Consider the following 17,236-nt stretch of genomic DNA (forward strand, 5'->3'; position numbering starts at 1 on the left):
AAAGACATTAAGAAAAGATACTAAGGATTCGATATGGGTAAGGTCACTGGATTTATGGAATTTGAGCGCGTTGGCGAAACGTACGAAGCGCCGGTTAAACGCCTTCATCATTACAAAGAATTTGTTGCTGCATTGACTGATGAAGAAGCAAAAGTTCAAGGTGCACGTTGTATGGATTGCGGTATCCCGTTTTGCAATAACGGATGCCCAGTGAACAACATCATTCCTGACTTCAATGACTTGGTATTTCATAATGATTGGAAGAATGCCTTAGATGTTTTGCAATCCACCAATAACTTCCCAGAATTTACTGGCCGTATTTGTCCGGCCCCTTGTGAGGCCGCATGTACCTTAGGAATCAATAGCACTGCAGTGGGCATCAAGTCTATTGAGCATGCCATTATTGATAAAGGCTGGGAAAATGGCTGGGTTAAACCACAACCACCTAAAACTAAGACTGGCAAAAAAGTAGCAGTAGTTGGTGGCGGCCCAGCAGGCATGGCAGCTGCGCAGCAACTAGCGCGCGTTGGTCATGATGTAACCGTGTTTGAAAAGAATGATCGTGTTGGCGGCTTACTGCGCTACGGCATTCCTGATTTCAAAATGGAAAAGTGGTTGATTGATCGTCGTGTAGAGCAGATGCAAGCTGAAGGCGTCAAGTTTGAGACCGGCGTTTTTGTTGGTAAAGAAGCGATTGGTGCGGAAGTAAAGAATTACTCCAACAAAACTGTTTCTCCTGAGCAGTTGATGAAAGATTTTGATGCGGTAGTTATCACTGGCGGTGCAGAGCAGCCACGTGATTTGCCGGTGCCAGGTCGTGAATTGGCTGGCGTTCACTATGCATTGGAATTTTTGATTCCGCAGAACAAAGAAAATGCAGGCGACTTTAAAAATGAAATTCGCGCAACAGATAAGCATGTAGTCGTTATCGGTGGTGGTGATACAGGTTCAGATTGTGTCGGAACTTCAAATCGTCACGGTGCAACCAGGATTACCCAGTTTGAATTACTTCCTCAGCCTCCTGAAGTTGAGAACACGCCTTTGGTGTGGCCATATTGGCCAACAAAGCTGCGCACTTCTTCATCTCATGAAGAGGGTTGTGATCGTGACTGGTCTGTTGGAACTAAGCGTTTTGAAGGCAAAAACGGTAAAGTTGAGAAATTAATTGGTGTTCGTTTGGAGTGGAAAGACGGCAAGATGGCAGAAGTGCCAAACTCTGAATTTGAAATCAAGGCAGATTTAGTACTTTTGGCAATGGGTTTTGTGTCTCCAGTTCAGCAGGTCTTGAATGCATTTGGCGTTGAGAAAGATGCTCGCGGTAATGCTAAGGCAACGGAAGATGGTCAAAATGCCTATCAAACTAACGTTCCTAAGGTGTTTGCTGCGGGTGATATGCGTCGCGGACAGTCTTTGGTAGTTTGGGCAATTCGTGAAGGCCGTCAATGTGCCCGTTCAGTAGACGAGTATTTAATGGGGTCTTCCGTTTTACCTCGATAATGTTGAGGATATGAACAGTGGCCAGCCAAACTCTTTGGATGTAAATAAGCAAGCAACAGGTGAAGTTGTCGTCTCTATCAAGGACGTCAACTTTTCCTATGCTCCAGGTGAGCGGCAAATTTTGTCGGGACTCAATATGGAGTTTCGACGTGGCCAAGTAGTAGCTGTCATGGGTGGTTCAGGCTGCGGCAAGACCACTATTCTTCGATTAATCGGCGGTCAATATAGAGCGCAATCAGGTCAGGTTCTATTTGAAGGTCAAGATATCGGCCAGATGAATAACGCCGAGTTAATGACTGCCCGTCGTCGCATGGGAATGCTTTTTCAATTCGGCGCTTTATTTACCGATCTGAGTGTTTTTGAAAACGTAGCCTTTCCTCTGCGTGAGCACACAGACCTTAGCGAAGAACTATTGCACACATTGGTATTGATGAAGCTCAATGCGGTTGGCTTGCGTGGAGCGCGCGATTTAATGCCCTCACAAATTTCTGGCGGAATGGCAAGACGTGTTGCGCTTGCTAGGGCGATTGCTTTAGATCCACCGCTGATCATGTATGACGAGCCATTTGCTGGCCTAGATCCTATCTCTCTTGGCATTACTGCACGTTTAATTCGGGATCTTAATAATGCCCTGGGAGCCACGAGTTTATTGGTAACGCATGATGTCGAGGAGACATTTGCTATCGCCGATTATGTGTATTTCATTGCGAATGGACGTATTGGCGCAGAAGGCACTCCTGAGGAATTGAGTCGCTCCACGGATCCTTTCGTGAGACAGTTTTTAGATGCGGCCCCAGATGGTCCCGTGCCTTTCCATTACCCAGGAAAAACTTTGGAAGAAGATTTTGGAGTGAGCGCCCAATGACCGCACTTCATAAATTATTGAATTTATTTGGCGACCTTGGATTTTTTGTACGTCGCAATTTAAGTAGTTTGGGTTTGGCTGCTCGCATGTTTGCTGCAGTGATCATGCGTTCAGGATTCTTACTCAAGAGACCACGCTTGGTAATCGATCAAATTTTATTTGTCGGTAATCATTCTTTTGTCATCATTGCTGTTTCAGGATTATTTGTTGGTTTCGTTTTGGGATTGCAGGGTTACTACACCTTAAATCGTTATGGCTCAGAGCAAGCGCTCGGGTTATTGGTAGCGCTTTCATTAACTCGTGAGTTAGGCCCAGTGATTACTGCTTTATTGTTTGCTGGAAGAGCGGGCACCTCTTTAACGGCTGAGATTGGATTGATGAAGGCTGGCGAACAATTGACTGCTATGGAGATGATGGCGGTTGATCCCTTGGGCCGCGTCATTGCACCACGACTTTGGGCGGGCATTATTTCTATGCCAATCTTGGCAACGATATTTACAGCCGTCGGCGTTCTGGGTGGCTATTTAGTGGGCGTACCCCTCATTGGAGTGGATTCAGGCGCCTTTTGGTCCCAGATGCAGGGTGGAGTGGATTTGTTCTCTGATATTGGCAACGGCTTAATTAAAAGTATGGTGTTTGGTGTGGCGGTGACGTTTATTGCTCTTTACCAGGGTTATGAATCTAAACCTACGCCAGAAGGCGTTTCGCAAGCGACTACCCGTACGGTGGTGATCTCTTCTTTATCGGTTCTAGCATTGGATTTCTTGCTAACCGCGATGATGTTCTCAAATTAGAAAGAATAAACTGGGGCTCTTATGAGAAAAAGTGCAATTGACGTCTGGGTAGGAATTTTTGTTGCCATTGGTTTGCTGGCAGCACTCTTTCTTGCGCTGAAGGTGGGCAATATGAATGCAGTGTCATTCGCACCGACATACAAAATTTCTGCACGCTTTGACAATATCGGCGGCTTGAAGCCTCGTGCTCCTGTTAAAAGTGCAGGTGTAGTGGTGGGCAGAATTGCCAACATCTCTTTTGATGACAAAACCTATCAAGCAACTGTAGTGATGACTATTGAGGACTCATATAAGTTTCCAAAGGATTCTTCTGCAAAGATTCTCACATCCGGTTTATTGGGTGAGCAGTACATAGGTCTTGAGGCAGGCGGCTCTGACGATATGTTGACCAATGGCGAAAAGATTGCTCAAACTCAATCAGCTATCGTTCTAGAGAATTTGATTAGTCAGTTTCTTTACAACAAAGCAGCAGATAGCGGCCAAGAAAAGGGCGCAGCAAAATGACGTTGTTCATTCTGCGCAAAATCAAGAAGGCCTGCTTGCTTACCTTGATTGCAACCATGGTTGGCTGTGCATCCATTCCTGCTGGTGTCGAGCGCTCCCCTCAGGATCCTTGGGAGCCATTTAATCGCTCAGTATTTGAATTTAATGAAGGCTTGGACGCATATGTTCTAAAGCCGGTAGTGGCTGGCTATCGCTTTGTGTTACCCGAATTTGTGCGGGATGGAATTTACAACTTCTTTAGCAACTACAGTGATATCTATACCGCTCTTTATAACTTGCTGCAAGGTAAGCCAGGGGATGCCTTTAACGATTTCATGCGAGTAGTGGTCAATACAACCATGGGCTTGGGCGGACTTATCGACCTAGCGACACCTGGCGGACTTGAAAAGCACAAAGAGGATTGGGGGCAAACTTTAGGTGTTTGGGGTGTGCCCTCAGGCCCTTACGTAGTTCTGCCATTCTTTGGCCCAAGCAATGTGCGTGACACTTTTGGTACTGTGGCGGACTTAGAGTCGGACTATCTATTTAGCTTTGTGAAGGACATTGGTCTGCGAAACAGTATTACTGGTTTGCGTGTGGTCAATGCCCGAAATACTTACTATGAAGCTGGTGATTTATTGGATGGCGCTGCAATTGATAAGTACAGCTTTATGCGGGATGCGTATATTCAGAGACGGGCTTATCAAATTAACGAGGGCAGAGACGATGAAGAACCACTCATGCCGGTTTACGAGAATCCATACCAATAAATCAAGCAAGTCAGCAATATAGTGTGAAGCGACTAAAATGACTTTCAACATCAATAAAGATAGTGGGCAGGAATATGAAAAGCTTTAAAAAAATCTACAACTTCCTTTTTGCAGGCCTGCTCCTCGCATCCGGCACTATTTTTGCTCAAGCCCCTGACCAATCAACACCCCCAGACGCTTTAATTAAGATGGTGGTGACTGAAGTAATGGCAACAGTTAAGGCTGATCCAGATATTCAAAAGGGCAATATTCCGAAGATTGTGGATTTAGTCGAAAAGAAAATTGTTCCCTATACCGATATGCGTCGCACAACAGAAATGGCAATGGGGCCTAATTGGAAAAAGGCCACACCTGAGCAACAGGCTCAACTGACATCCGAGTTTAAGAGTCTGCTCATTCGCACATACTCTGGTGCATTAAGCCAGTTACGCGATCAGACTGTGCAATTTAAGGCCTTGCGTGCAGCCCCAGACGATAAAGAAGTTGTTGTGAAGACTGTGGTGCTTGGTCGTGGCGATCCAGTGCCTTTAGATTACCGTTTAGAAAAAACAGCCAATGGCTGGAAGGTCTATGACATGAATATCATGGGTGTTTGGTTGGTTGAGGCTTATCGCAACCAATTCTCCAATCAAATCAGTCAAAACGGTATTGAAGGCCTGGTGAAATTCTTGCAAGATCGCAATAAGCAATTGGCTAGCGCTAAACCAGCTAACTAATTCTTAAATATATAGATCATGCCCTTTCTTTTGCCCAAAAAAGTTACGCAAGAAAATGCTTTGCTCCTGCAAAAAGAGGGCTTGTTAAATAGTCCAAGCCTACGCTTGATCGATTGCTCAGAATTAAAAGATTTTGATTCGACCGTGCTCACGGTTTTGTTGGCATGGCAGAAAAAACTCTTGGCTGACGGTCAATCTATTTCAGTTGAGCATGCTCCAGAAAAGTTGAAAGTTCTTGCTGGTGTTTATGGCGTTAATGCATTGCTAGGTTTGTAATGATGATGCATTCGGCAATATCTATTCAACATATATCTAAGCAGTATGGGGCGCTCCAAGCTTTAGATGATGTGTCTCTGACGATTGAGCCTGGAGAATTTTTTGGTTTGTTGGGACCAAATGGTGCCGGTAAAACTACTTTGATTTCTATTTTGGCTGGCCTAGTCAGGCCCACTCATGGTCATGCGGCCATTATGGGTGCCGATGTTCAAAAAGGGTTTCGTGAGGCACGCCGGATGCTGGGCGTGGTTCCTCAAGAGTTAGTCTTCGATCCCTTCTTTACTGTGCGCGAAACTCTCCGTTTTCAATCTGGCTATTTCGGGATTAAAAATAACGATGCGTGGATTGATGAGATCATAGCTAATCTTGATCTCACTTCAAAAGCGGATAGCAATATGCGTTCCTTATCTGGCGGAATGAAGCGTCGAGTGCTTGTGGCGCAGGCTTTGGTTCATAGGCCTCCAGTCATTATTTTAGATGAGCCTACTGCTGGAGTCGACGTTGAGTTACGTCAATCCTTATGGCAATTTATTAGTCGATTAAATCAAGATGGCCATACGATTGTGCTGACTACCCATTACCTAGAAGAGGCAGAAGCTTTGTGTCAGCGCATTGCCATGCTCAAGCAAGGCAAGATTGTGGCGCTTGATACTACCGCTAATTTATTGAGTCGTTACGGATCCGTTAAAAAAGATGGCGAAGGTAAAACGGATTTAGAAGAAGTCTTCGTCAACATCATGTCAGGGAGCGCTCAATGAAGCATGGTCTCAATCGACCTGCCCTGGAGTATGGCAGCGGTTTCCCGACTTTATTGTTCAAAGAAGTAAAGCGCTTTTATAAAGTAGCTTTTCAGACAGTAGCGGCACCGGTACTCACAGCTGTTCTATATCTCATGATCTTCGGGCATGTCCTTGAGGGGAGGGAGGTCTATGGACGCTTTAGCTATACAGCCTTTTTAATCCCGGGCCTTGTGATGATGAGTGTTTTGCAAAACGCATTTGCAAATACATCCTCTTCTTTAATCCAGTCAAAAGTAACCGGCAACTTAGTTTTTGTTTTGCTGGCCCCATTAAGTCATTTTGAGTTTTACTCTGCTTATATTTTGGCTGCTGTATTTCGGGGCATAGTTGTGGGATTGGGCGTGCTCTTAATCACCATCTGGTTTGCCATGCCTACCCTGGAATATCCATTGTGGATTTTGGTGTTTGCATTCTTGGGGGCTGCGATTTTAGGAAGTCTTGGTTTAATCGCTGGTATCTGGGCTGACAAATATGACCAGTTAGCGGCTTTTCAGAACTTCATCATCATGCCCGCCACCATGTTGTCGGGCGTCTTCTATTCCATTCACTCTTTGCCGCCGGCGTGGCAGGTGGTGTCGCACTTCAATCCTTTCTTTTACATGATTGATGGCTTCCGTTATGGGTTCTTTGGGGTTTCTGATAACTCTCCTTGGAGTAGCCTGGCAATTGTGTTTTGCTTTTTTGTAGTGGTGTCAGTGATTGCCCTGCGTCTGCTGCAAAAGGGCTATAAGCTCCGCTATTAATTATTTACACCCTGGTTTTATTAGGAGAAGAAATGCTACCCACCCCAGAACAAATTGAAGGCTATATCAAACAAGGTATTAGTTGCACCCATATCCAGGTTGAAGGCGATGGCCAGCACTTTTTCGCAACGATTGTGAGCCCCGACTTTGAGGGTAAGCGTTTGATACAACGTCACCAATTGGTATACAGCGCAATGGGCGATCGCATGAAAGCGGAGGTGCACGCCCTCTCAATCAAGGCATTTACGCCTGAAGAGTTTGCGCAGAATTCAGCAGCGTAAGAATTGCCTCTTTACTGATTGCGCATTACACACCACATATTAATTATTAAGTTTTTACTGGAATCGTTTCATGGATAAATTACGAATGGTTGGCGGCTCTCCTCTTAATGGAGAGGTAGTGATTGCTGGTGCTAAAAATGCCGCATTGCCAATTCTGTGTGCTTGTCTATTAACCGATCAACCAGTCGTGTTGCGTAATGTTCCTGACTTACAAGACGTGCGTACCATGCTCAAGCTCTTGCAAGAAATTGGCGTTACGGTAGATTTTCCAAATGCTGCCGATCATAGTCATATGGTATTGAGCGCGGCAGTTATTAAAAGCTCAGAAGCCACTTATGAAATGGTCAAGACCATGCGCGCCTCTATCTTGGTGCTAGGTCCCCTGTTAGCCAGAATGCACAGCGCTAAGGTTTCCTTGCCTGGCGGTTGCGCTATTGGTGCACGTCCTGTAGACCAGCACATCAAGGGTCTAAAGGCGATGGGCGCCACCATCAAGATTAAGAGTGGCTATATTCAAGCAGAAACCAAGCCCCAATCAGACCGATTGAAGGGTGCTTCTATCTTGACCGACATGATTACCGTAACTGGTACTGAAAATTTGTTGATGGCTGCCACTTTGGCATCTGGCACTACTATTTTAGAAAACGCAGCGCGCGAACCTGAGGTTGGTGATTTAGCTGAACTGCTAGTGAAGATGGGCGCGAAGATCTCTGGCATTGGAAGTGATCGCCTTGTAATTGAAGGCGTTGAAAAACTTCATGGTGCAGAGCACTCAGTCATTGCAGATCGTATTGAAGCAGGCACATTCTTGTGTGCTGTTGCCGCCACTGGTGGTGAGATCACAGTGAAGCATTGTCGTCCAGATACTTTAGATGCGGTAATCGTTAAATTAAAAGAGGCTGGCCTTCAAATGGAGATCGGACCTGATTGGATTAAGGCGTCTATGCAGGGTCGTCCAAAAGCGGTCAATTTTCGTACCTCTGAGTACCCCGCTTTCCCAACCGACATGCAAGCGCAACTCATGACCGTGAATGCAATCGCATCGGGTAGTTCAACTATTACCGAAACGATTTTTGAGAATCGTTTTATGCACGTACAAGAGCTCAATCGTTTGGGTGCAGATATTGCCATTGAAGGTAATACCGCAATTGCTCAGGGAGTGGAAAAACTTTCGGGCGCAATTGTGATGGCTACCGATCTACGTGCCTCGGCTAGCTTGGTGATTGCTGGATTGGCTGCCCAAGGTGAAACCCAGGTAGACCGGATTTACCACTTAGATCGTGGCTATGACCGCATGGAGCATAAGTTAACCCTCTTGGGCGCCAATATTGAGCGCATAAAGTAAGGCTGATGGATAATTAGTCCATGAAATTGACTTTAGCGCTGTCCAAAGGGCGCATCTTCGAAGAAACCGCAGAGATCTTATCCAAGGTCGGCATTGTGCCGCTGGAAGATCCTGAGAAGTCACGCAAACTCATCATTGAGACCACCAACCCGGACGTTCGCCTCATCATTGTTCGCGCATCCGATGTGCCAACTTATGTGCAATTTGGAGGCGCTGATTTTGGAGTGGCTGGATTGGATGTTCTGATGGAAAAAGGTGCTGATGGTTTATATGTGCCTTATGACTTAAATATTGCTAAGTGCCGCATGTCTGTTGCTGTTCGTGAGGGGTTTGATTACGCTGCGGCAGTAAAGCAGGGATCTCGTTTAAAAGTCGCCACTAAGTATGTCAACTGCGCGCGTGAGCACTTTGCCAATAAAGGCGTTCACATCGATACGATCCATCTCTATGGCTCTATGGAGCTTGCCCCCTTGGTAGGTTTAGCAGACGCTATTGTGGATTTGGTTTCTACAGGAAACACATTAAAAGCGAATGGCTTGGTTGAGGTTGAACCCATTGCCGATATCAGTGCTCGCTTGGTAGTGAATCAGGCTTCGTACAAGCGTAAGCGTGCACAACTACAGCCTATTTTTGAGTTGCTGAAGTAATCAGTTTCCAGCGAAAAGTCTTCATCAATGTCTGCACAAATCAACGTTAAACGTCTCAATAGTAAAGATGCCGACTTCAGAGAAATTCTGTTGGCCAGCCTTTCTTTGCCTACCGCTGATGATGAGGCGATAGATGCTGCGGTGGTTAAGATTTTGGCAGCAGTGAAAGCGCAAGGTGATGAAGCTGTTCTTGGATTTACAAAACAGTTTGATCGCTTGAATGTTGCAAGTGTTTCCGAATTAGAAGTTCCTCGTAAAGATTTAGAGCTTGCTTATAACTCTTTATCTGCAGAACAAAAAAATGCTTTAGATATTGCTGCGCAAAGAGTGCGCGCTTATCACGAGCATCAAAAGATTGAAGCGGGTTGCCATTCTTGGGAGTACGAAGAAAAGGATGGAACACGCCTTGGTCAAAAAGTAACTCCATTAGATCGTGTTGGGATTTACGTGCCTGGAGGCAAGGCGGCTTACCCTTCATCCGTATTGATGAATGCCATTCCTGCAAAAGTAGCTGGTGTCGCTGAAGTCATTATGGTGGTGCCCACTCCGGATGGTGCACGTAACCCGCTGGTCTTGGCGGCGGCATATCTTGCGGGCGTTGACCGCGTCTTTACGATCGGCGGCGCTCAGGCAGTTGGTGCTTTGGCCTACGGTACTAAAACAATTCCATCGGTCGACAAAATTGTTGGTCCTGGTAATGCTTATGTAGCTGCAGCTAAGCGCAGAGTGTTCGGCATTGTGGGTATTGATATGATCGCTGGCCCATCTGAAATTTTGGTACTTTGCGACGGATCTACCAACCCCGATTGGGTTGCAATGGATTTGTTCTCTCAAGCTGAGCACGATGAACAGGCTCAATCCATATTACTTTGTCCTGATATTACATATATTGAGCAAGTACAGAAAAGTATTGATAAGCTCCTGCCAGAAATGCCAAGAGCAAAAGTGATTGAAGCTTCGCTCACAAACCGTGCATTGTTGATTCAAGTAAAAGACATGTCAGAGGCCTGTGTGATTGCTAATGCAATTGCTGCTGAGCACTTAGAGATTTGTGCTGCAGATCCTCGTAAGTGGGCGGACCAGATTCGTCATGCGGGCGCTATCTTTATGGGCAACTACACAAGTGAGTCGCTAGGCGACTATTGCGCAGGCCCCAATCATGTGTTGCCTACTGCACGTACCGCACGTTTCTCTTCACCACTAGGTGTGTATGACTTCATCAAGCGCTCTAGCATGATTGAAGTCAGTGAGGCTGGCGCACAAACTTTGGGCGCAGTTGCTAGCACGTTGGCTCACGGCGAGGGATTGCAAGCTCACGCTCGCGCAGCTGAGATGCGCCTCAAAAAGTAAGCCCCAAAAACTTAATTCAGAATTTCTTTTAAGGCAGCGACAAGCTCATTGCTTTGCTCATCCGTGCCAATCGTTATCCTCAAAAACTCTTCTATGCGCGCGGATTTAAAGTGACGAACGATGATTCCTCGATCACGTAAGGCTTGATATAACTTAGCTCCAGCATGTTTTGGATGACGCGTGAAAATAAAGTTGGCGGTTGAAGGTAAGGTCTCGAATCCTAATGTCCCCATTTGCTCAACCATCTTTGTGCGAGTCTGAATCACCTTAGCAGAGGCCTCTTCAAGATGTGCTTGATCTTCAATAGCTGCAATAGCACCGGCTTGAGCAAGTCGCCCAAGCGGATAAGAATTGAAACTGTTTTTAACTCGCTCCAAGCCCTCAATTAAATCTGGATGACCAACGGCAAAGCCAACACGCAGACCAGCCAGAGCACGAGATTTAGAGAGCGTATGGACGACTAGAAGATTTTCAGGACAGCTCTTACCGCGTAATAGTGGGATACAAGATTGCGTTCCGTAATCCACATAAGCCTCATCAATGACTACTACAGAGTCCTTGTTGTGCGATAGTAAAACTTCGATTTCTGAGCGGGGGATTGATCTACCTGTTGGCGCGTTTGGGTTGGGGAAAATAATTCCACCATTTGGAGTTTTGTAATCAGCCGTGCTGATCTCAAAATTTTCACTCAATGGAATTGTTTGGTAATTGATCCCAAAAAGCTTGCAGTACACGGGATAAAAACTGTAGGTGATATCTGGAAAATGAACGGGTTTACTTTGTTTGAGTAATCCAGCAAAGACGTGAGCTAAGACTTCATCTGAGCCATTACCTAAAAAAACCTGTTTTGGCTCTAAGCCATGTAATTTGGCAATAGCTTTTTTGAGGCCAGCCCCCTCTGGATCCGGGTAGAGGCGTAAATCAGCAGTATTGTGGGCCTCGATTGCTGCAAGCGCCTTTGGCGATGGGCCATAGGGACTTTCATTGGTGTTGAGTTTGACCAGCCGCTGCATTTGCGGTTGCTCCCCTGGGACATAGGGGGTTAAGGTTTGAACAACAGGGCTCCAGAAACGGCTCATGAGGGTTCTCGGGTCAAAAATCAGGATAAAAGTGTAGCGATATCAGTATTTAAATCTCTTCTAGGAATGATATTATGAGGCTTCAATCAACACTTCGCCTCGCGGCGCAATGAAGCATGCGGCAAGCCGACGTCACCCGAAACACTTCGGAAACCAAAATTCAGATTTCCATCAATTTAGATGGAACCGGTAAGGCTGAGCTAGCCTCTGGAGTCCCTTTTCTCGATCACATGCTCGATCAGATTGCCCGTCACGGCATGATCGACCTGAAAGTGGTTGCTAATGGCGACACTCATATTGATGATCACCACACTGTTGAGGATGTGGGAATCACCTTAGGTCAGGCGTTTGCCAAAGCGGTTGGTGATAAGGCTGGCATTACTCGTTACGGCCATTCTTATGTGCCTTTAGATGAAACGCTTTCTCGTGTTGTGATTGATTTCTCTGGCCGCCCAGGATTGGAATTTAACGTTCCATTCACGCGTGCGCGCGTAGGTGACTTTGATGTGGATCTCAGTATTGAGTTCTTCCGTGGTTTTGTGAACCATGCAGGAGTAACTTTGCACATTGATAATTTGCGCGGTATTAATGCGCACCATCAAATTGAAACTGTGTTCAAAGCCTTTGGTCGTGCTTTGCGTATGGCCTTGGCAGTTGATCCACGTGCTTCAGGTGCCATTCCTTCAACTAAGGGAAGTCTTTAATCTAGACTCCCCCATAGTTGCTCAGTAGATAACAATAGACAGCAGATAAATTTTGGCGCAAACCATTGCGATCGTCGACTATGGAATGGGTAATCTCCGTTCTGTATATCAAGCATTTCATCATGTTGCACCCGATGACAATGTATTGATTGCACATCAGCCAGAAGAAATTCGTTCAGCCGATCGTGTGGTGCTGCCTGGTCAAGGCGCTATGCCCGATTGCATGAAGCACTTAGAAGAATCTGGATTGCTAGAAGCCCTGCTAGAGGCATCTACAAGCAAGCCGCTTTTAGGGGTTTGTGTGGGCGAGCAAATGCTGTTTGATCAAAGCGCTGAAGTGCGAACCAGTCGTAATGACCAATGGACGTCGTGCTTGGGATTAATTCCTGGTGAAGTGCGTCGCTTTGATTTAGCCGGCAAGAAGCAGCCTGATGGATCGGCCTATAAAGTGCCGCATATGGGCTGGAACCAAGTGCGCCAGGACTGTCAGCACCCACTTTGGGATGGTATTCCCGATCTAACAAGCTTTTATTTCGTACACAGCTACTATGTTGTGCCGCAACGTAATGAAGATATTGCCGGCTCTACCGAATACGGTGAATGGTTTACTTCTGCGGTGGCACGAGATAATATTTTTGCAACTCAGTTTCATCCAGAAAAAAGTGCAGAATACGGTCTAAAGCTTTATAAAAATTTTGTTTCTTGGCAACCTTAATATCTCTAACCATTTGCTATGCTGCTGATTCCCGCGATTGATCTAAAAGACGGCCACTGTGTTCGACTCGAACAGGGTGATATGGATAAGGCCACGGTTTTTTCAGAAGACCCAGGGGCGATGGCGGCACATTGGATTAGTAAAGGCGCACGACGTTTGCATTTGGTAGATCTAAATGGCGCCTTTGCAGGCAAGTTGAAAAATGAGGCTGCAATCAAATCCATTCTCAAGGCAGTGGGTAATGAGATTCCCGTGCAACTTGGCGGCGGTATACGTGACCTTGAAACGATTGAGCGTTTATTGGATGACGGTATCAGCACAGTCATTATCGGTACAGCAGCAGTTAAAAACCCGGGCTTTGTACAGGATGCCTGTACGGCATTCCCAGGACATGTGATGGTTGGGTTGGATGCGCGTGATGGCAAGGTAGCTACGGACGGCTGGAGCAAAATTACTGGCCATGAAGTGATTGATCTTGCCAAGAAATTCGAAGACTGGGGTGTTGAGGCCATTATTTATACCGATATTGGGCGAGATGGCATGCTCAAGGGTGTGAACATTGACGCTACAGTCAAATTAGCTCAAGCGATTCGCATACCCGTGATTGCCAGTGGCGGGCTCTCAAATAATCAAGACATTGATGCTCTATGCAAGGCTGAAGAAGAGGGTGTAATGGGGGTTATTGCCGGCCGCTCTATTTATGCTGGAGATCTTGATCTTGCTGCCGCCCAAAAATATGCAGATGAGTTGACGCTCAAATATAAAAAGAAAATTATCTAGTGTTAACCAAGCGAATTATTCCTTGTCTAGATGTTACTGCAGGGCGCGTTGTTAAGGGTGTGAACTTTGTAGGCCTGCGCGATGCAGGCGATCCCGTTGAAATTGCAAAACGGTATGACACACAAGGCGCAGATGAGCTTACCTTTTTAGATATCACTGCGACCTCTGATGGTCGCGATCTCATCTTGCACATCATTGAAGATGTGGCATCGCAAGTATTTATTCCATTAACTGTTGGTGGCGGCGTTCGTGCCGTGGCTGATGTGCGACGTTTGCTTAACGCTGGCGCAGATAAAGTGAGCATGAATTCTTCTGCGGTAGCTAATCCAGATTTAGTTTCTGACGCGGCAGCTTATTACGGCTCTCAATGTATTGTGGTGGCGATAGATGCCAAGCAAACTGAGGCGGGTAACTGGGAAGTATTTACTCATGGCGGTAGAACAGCTACTGGTATGGATGTAGTGCAGTGGGCTAAGGAAGTTGCCAAGCGCGGTGCCGGTGAAATTTTATTAACTAGTATGAATCGCGACGGTAGTAAGAATGGTTTTGACCTTTCCTTAACTGCCGCTGTTAGCGATGCAGTTTCTGTTCCGGTGATTGCTTCGGGCGGAGTTGGTAATTTGCAGCATTTGGTTGATGGCATTACCAAGGGCCATGCGGATGCTGTCTTGGCAGCTAGTATTTTTCACTATGGTGAATTCACTGTTGGCCAGGCAAAAGAATATATGGCTGCCCAGGGAATCCCAGTTCGAATTTAGTGGGGACTTTTAAGCGCTAATCGCCATATGCGCGATAAAAGCAGAGCGATTTTCACCGGCCGACTTAGCTTTAGCATCTAATCTTGCCAACACTCTTTTTGGTAAAGAGATATTGACCCTTTCGATATCATCTGACAACAACGCAGGATCAATCTCGGCAATAGCCCAGATATACCCCTTGAACTCTTTCTTTTTTTGTAGGTCGGTAATAGAGCTTGGTTTCGGTATATCTTCGCCGGCATCTAATGCTGACTCAATCCAAAGCTCGATTGCTTCTTTGGCATTTTCAATCGCTTCATCTATTCCGCTGTCAGCGGCTGAGAAGCAACCTGGCATATCTGGAACAATTACGCCCCACGCCAACTTTTCTCCACCCGGTTCAATAGCAATTGGATATTTCATGAGTTATTCCTTTATTTGATCCCTGCTTGTTTCAGTAGCTTTTGAGCCCCGTAAAACCCAACCATCCCTTTCTAACGCCTTGATTAGTTCTTTGCTGTTCATTCCTGAATTATAAATTCTATACACATCATACACACAAATAAAGTAAGTGTCCATGAGGGAGGGCGGGTCATTGGGGTAGGTCTTCGGTAACCGCTTATTTGCTTAGGACAAAACAATTCTGTCAAAATTGAACAAATGTCAGATACAAATAAAAACCCACAAGAACTAGCTTTGCTTGAGGCTGTGACTTGGAATGAGCAAGGTCTCGTGCCCGTTATCGCGCAAGAAGTTGATAGCGGCGATGTATTGATGATGGCCTGGATGAATCGCGATGCCCTTTTAGAAACATTACGTTTGGGTGAAGCAGTCTATTGGACTCGCTCTAGACAAAAGCTTTGGCACAAGGGTGAAGAATCTGGCCATACCCAAAAAATAAAAGAAATTCGCTTGGATTGCGACGGCGATACGATTTTGCTATTGGTGGAGCAGAAAGATCATATTGCATGTCATACGGGAGAGCATAGTTGTTTCTTTCTGCGTTTAGACCCAACAACGACCTCCTGGGTTGATGAGTCAGTTGCAAAAAAAATAGCGAAGCAAGGATCTTCAGCCTAAAAGACATAAAATGACCAGATGACTAGTTCTGCAAATAAACCTACTAATCTCGATTCTGCATTTGCCCATTTGGCCGATGTCGTAGATCAACGTCGTGATGCGTTTAAGGCGGGTCAAGCAGATCCTAAAACTTCCTATACTGCTTTGCTCTTCTCCAAGGGCGATGATGGGATCTTGAAAAAGATTGGCGAGGAGGCTACCGAGGCTGTCATGGCAGCAAAAGATGCGCGGAACTCGAATTTGGCGGCCGATCAGCAAAAACTGCTGGTAGGTGAAATGGCTGACCTATGGTTTCACTGTTTGATTGCCCTATCTCAATTTAACTTGCGCCCAGAAGATGTTATTGCTGAGCTTGACCGTCGTTTGGGCACCTCTGGCATAGAAGAGAAGGCCGCTAGAAAAGCTGCTGACAAAGAATAAGCATGTCACACGACCCTAATTGCCTGTTTTGCAAGATTTCTCAAGGTTTAATTCCTTCTCAGAGGGTATATGAGGATGAGGAAATCTACGCATTTAAGGATATCAACCCAGCAGCGCCAATCCACTTCCTTGTGATTCCTAAGAAACATATACCCATGTTGGAGTCCTCGGAAAGCGAAGATATCCCTTTGCTGGGTAGAATGATGGAATTAGCACCCCGTCTTGCCAAAGAGCAAGGTTGTCGTCCCGGAAAGGATGGTGGCTTTAAATTGATGGTGAACAATGGTGCAGATGGTGGGCAGGAGGTTTATCACTTGCACTTGCATGTGATGGGCGGTCCCCGCCCCTGGAAAAAATAATCCAAGGAGATTAAAGATGGGTTCATTTAGCATTTGGCACTGGTTAATTGTTTTGGTTATCGTGATGTTGGTATTCGGTACCAAAAAATTGCGCAATATCGGCACAGACTTAGGTGGTGCTGTAAAAGGTTTTAAGGATGGCATGAAAACCTCTGAAGAGCCTAAAGAGCAAATTCAACAAAGTTCTGCAACAGCAGAAAAGACTGTTGATGTGCAGGCTAAAGACGTCAATAAATAAGTAACAATAACCAATAAATATCTGAGGCGCGATAGAAGCTCATGCAGCATTTAAACGACTGGTTAAATGATTGATCTCGGAGTTTCAAAGCTTGCGCTGATTGCTGTAGTTGCCTTGGTTGTGGTTGGACCAGAGCGTCTGCCTAAAGTGGCTCGAATGGCTGGTAATTTATTTGGACGTGCACAACGCTATATGGCTGACGTGAAGTCTGAAGTGAATCGTCAGATGGAGGTGGAGGAGTTTAAAAAGTTTCGCGAAGAAACTACCGCCACGCTTAAGGAAGTTGAAAATAGTATCGGCTCTACAGTACAAGAGGCTGGCGCCAATCTCAGTGATCAAGCTGATATCTTCGAAACCAGGTTTGAGAAGCCACCCCTCGACGAGAAGGAAGTGCTTCGCAAGACTAAGCGCCAAGGCCGTAATAGCTGGGGTGTACGCCGCGCTGCAAGGCCGGTTTGGTTTAAGCGCTCTGCTGGCATCCGTACTCGCGTGCAATCTGGTGCCGCCAGAATGAAGCGCTTTCATCACAGCGCTCTCAAATAAAAATCATCAGTAAA

At 46.0% G+C, this 17,236-nt stretch carries 24 protein-coding genes; 22 read left to right on the plus strand and 2 right to left on the minus strand.

Annotation, left to right across the window (positions count from 1 at the left end):
- Positions 1-33: 33 nt before the first annotated feature.
- The 13 genes from ICN20_RS04640 to hisD all read left to right on the plus strand — a co-directional run bounded on the left by ICN20_RS04640 (position 34) and on the right by hisD (position 10,567).
- Entirely contained in the window at positions 34-1,497 is a 1,464-nt protein-coding gene (locus tag ICN20_RS04640) for a glutamate synthase subunit beta (RefSeq protein WP_216238336.1), read from the plus strand.
- Positions 1,498-1,507: 10 nt separating this feature from the next.
- On the plus strand, positions 1,508-2,362 hold the full coding sequence (locus ICN20_RS04645) for an ABC transporter ATP-binding protein (protein ID WP_216238338.1): 855 nt from the start codon (positions 1,508-1,510) through the stop codon (positions 2,360-2,362).
- Positions 2,359-3,156: a lipid asymmetry maintenance ABC transporter permease subunit MlaE gene (mlaE, locus tag ICN20_RS04650; RefSeq protein WP_216238339.1), complete on the plus strand. Its 798-nt coding sequence runs from the start codon at positions 2,359-2,361 to the stop codon at positions 3,154-3,156. The genes ICN20_RS04645 and mlaE overlap by 4 nt, the downstream gene beginning before the upstream one ends.
- 21 nt (positions 3,157-3,177) lie before the next feature.
- Positions 3,178-3,660: an outer membrane lipid asymmetry maintenance protein MlaD gene (mlaD, locus tag ICN20_RS04655; RefSeq protein ID WP_215321296.1), complete on the plus strand. Its 483-nt coding sequence runs from the start codon at positions 3,178-3,180 to the stop codon at positions 3,658-3,660.
- A complete protein-coding gene (locus tag ICN20_RS04660) occupies positions 3,657-4,409 on the plus strand; it encodes a VacJ family lipoprotein (protein ID WP_216238341.1) in 753 nt (250 codons plus the stop codon). The genes mlaD and ICN20_RS04660 overlap by 4 nt, the downstream gene beginning before the upstream one ends.
- A gap of 74 nt (positions 4,410-4,483) precedes the next feature.
- Positions 4,484-5,125 (plus strand): phospholipid-binding protein MlaC, encoded by a 642-nt coding sequence (locus tag ICN20_RS04665; RefSeq protein ID WP_216238343.1) that lies wholly within the window; start codon positions 4,484-4,486, stop codon positions 5,123-5,125.
- An 18-nt stretch (positions 5,126-5,143) separates the two neighbouring features.
- Complete coding sequence (locus tag ICN20_RS04670) at positions 5,144-5,401, plus strand: lipid asymmetry maintenance protein MlaB (RefSeq protein WP_216238346.1); 258 nt, start codon at positions 5,144-5,146, stop codon at positions 5,399-5,401.
- Between the two features lie 5 nt (positions 5,402-5,406).
- A complete protein-coding gene (locus tag ICN20_RS04675; protein WP_216240272.1) occupies positions 5,407-6,159 on the plus strand; it encodes an ABC transporter ATP-binding protein in 753 nt (250 codons plus the stop codon).
- The gene (locus tag ICN20_RS04680; protein WP_216238348.1) at positions 6,156-6,944 is read left to right on the plus strand and encodes an ABC transporter permease; all 789 of its coding nucleotides are present in this window, start codon (positions 6,156-6,158) and stop codon (positions 6,942-6,944) included. Before ICN20_RS04675 ends, ICN20_RS04680 begins: the two co-directional genes overlap by 4 nt.
- 32 nt (positions 6,945-6,976) lie before the next feature.
- Complete coding sequence (locus ICN20_RS04685) at positions 6,977-7,225, plus strand: BolA family protein (RefSeq protein WP_216238350.1); 249 nt, start codon at positions 6,977-6,979, stop codon at positions 7,223-7,225.
- A 70-nt stretch (positions 7,226-7,295) separates the two neighbouring features.
- Positions 7,296-8,570 carry a UDP-N-acetylglucosamine 1-carboxyvinyltransferase gene (gene murA, locus ICN20_RS04690; protein ID WP_216238351.1) on the plus strand — a complete coding sequence of 425 codons (1,275 nt, stop codon included), beginning with the start codon at positions 7,296-7,298 and terminating at the stop codon, positions 8,568-8,570.
- Positions 8,571-8,590: 20 nt separating this feature from the next.
- Complete coding sequence (hisG, locus tag ICN20_RS04695; RefSeq protein ID WP_216238353.1) at positions 8,591-9,217, plus strand: ATP phosphoribosyltransferase; 627 nt, start codon at positions 8,591-8,593, stop codon at positions 9,215-9,217.
- Between the two features lie 27 nt (positions 9,218-9,244).
- Positions 9,245-10,567: a histidinol dehydrogenase gene (gene hisD, locus ICN20_RS04700; protein ID WP_216238355.1), complete on the plus strand. Its 1,323-nt coding sequence runs from the start codon at positions 9,245-9,247 to the stop codon at positions 10,565-10,567.
- Positions 10,568-10,578: 11 nt separating this feature from the next.
- On the opposite strand, the gene hisC is transcribed toward hisD, so the two are convergent.
- Positions 10,579-11,646: a histidinol-phosphate transaminase gene (gene hisC, locus ICN20_RS04705; RefSeq protein WP_216238356.1), complete on the minus strand. Its 1,068-nt coding sequence runs from the start codon at positions 11,644-11,646 to the stop codon at positions 10,579-10,581.
- A gap of 116 nt (positions 11,647-11,762) precedes the next feature.
- Here hisC and hisB point away from each other — a divergent pair, with 116 nt between their 5' ends.
- The 4 genes from hisB to hisF are packed head-to-tail and all read left to right on the plus strand — an operon-like array spanning position 11,763 to position 14,603.
- On the plus strand, positions 11,763-12,350 hold the full coding sequence (gene hisB / locus ICN20_RS04710) for an imidazoleglycerol-phosphate dehydratase HisB (RefSeq protein WP_215321305.1): 588 nt from the start codon (positions 11,763-11,765) through the stop codon (positions 12,348-12,350).
- Between the two features lie 52 nt (positions 12,351-12,402).
- The gene (hisH, locus tag ICN20_RS04715; RefSeq protein WP_216238358.1) at positions 12,403-13,065 is read left to right on the plus strand and encodes an imidazole glycerol phosphate synthase subunit HisH; all 663 of its coding nucleotides are present in this window, start codon (positions 12,403-12,405) and stop codon (positions 13,063-13,065) included.
- An 18-nt stretch (positions 13,066-13,083) separates the two neighbouring features.
- The gene (gene hisA / locus ICN20_RS04720) at positions 13,084-13,845 is read left to right on the plus strand and encodes a 1-(5-phosphoribosyl)-5-[(5-phosphoribosylamino)methylideneamino]imidazole-4-carboxamide isomerase (protein WP_216238360.1); all 762 of its coding nucleotides are present in this window, start codon (positions 13,084-13,086) and stop codon (positions 13,843-13,845) included.
- On the plus strand, positions 13,845-14,603 hold the full coding sequence (gene hisF, locus ICN20_RS04725; protein WP_216238362.1) for an imidazole glycerol phosphate synthase subunit HisF: 759 nt from the start codon (positions 13,845-13,847) through the stop codon (positions 14,601-14,603). The genes hisA and hisF overlap by 1 nt, the downstream gene beginning before the upstream one ends.
- A 9-nt stretch (positions 14,604-14,612) precedes the next feature.
- Here hisF and ICN20_RS04730 read toward each other — a convergent pair whose 3' ends face one another.
- Positions 14,613-15,005 (minus strand): type II toxin-antitoxin system HicB family antitoxin, encoded by a 393-nt coding sequence (locus tag ICN20_RS04730; RefSeq protein ID WP_216238364.1) that lies wholly within the window; start codon positions 15,003-15,005, stop codon positions 14,613-14,615.
- 237 nt (positions 15,006-15,242) lie between these two features.
- Between ICN20_RS04730 and hisI the strand changes: the two genes are divergently transcribed.
- From hisI to tatB, 5 genes are all read left to right on the plus strand, one after another.
- Entirely contained in the window at positions 15,243-15,662 is a 420-nt protein-coding gene (gene hisI, locus ICN20_RS04735; protein ID WP_216238365.1) for a phosphoribosyl-AMP cyclohydrolase, read from the plus strand.
- 18 nt (positions 15,663-15,680) lie between these two features.
- Positions 15,681-16,082: a phosphoribosyl-ATP diphosphatase gene (locus ICN20_RS04740; protein WP_216238366.1), complete on the plus strand. Its 402-nt coding sequence runs from the start codon at positions 15,681-15,683 to the stop codon at positions 16,080-16,082.
- A 2-nt stretch (positions 16,083-16,084) separates the two neighbouring features.
- Positions 16,085-16,441: a histidine triad nucleotide-binding protein gene (locus ICN20_RS04745; RefSeq protein ID WP_216238367.1), complete on the plus strand. Its 357-nt coding sequence runs from the start codon at positions 16,085-16,087 to the stop codon at positions 16,439-16,441.
- Positions 16,442-16,457: 16 nt separating this feature from the next.
- Positions 16,458-16,679, plus strand: coding sequence for a Sec-independent protein translocase subunit TatA (tatA, locus tag ICN20_RS04750; protein WP_216152303.1), 222 nt, complete (start codon positions 16,458-16,460; stop codon positions 16,677-16,679).
- A 66-nt stretch (positions 16,680-16,745) separates the two neighbouring features.
- Positions 16,746-17,222 (plus strand): Sec-independent protein translocase protein TatB, encoded by a 477-nt coding sequence (gene tatB / locus ICN20_RS04755; RefSeq protein ID WP_216238368.1) that lies wholly within the window; start codon positions 16,746-16,748, stop codon positions 17,220-17,222.
- Positions 17,223-17,236: the final 14 nt, after the last annotated feature.

Origin of the sequence: Polynucleobacter sp. JS-Polo-80-F4, from assembly GCF_018881965.1 — a bacterium.
GTDB lineage: Bacteria > Pseudomonadota > Gammaproteobacteria > Burkholderiales > Burkholderiaceae > Polynucleobacter.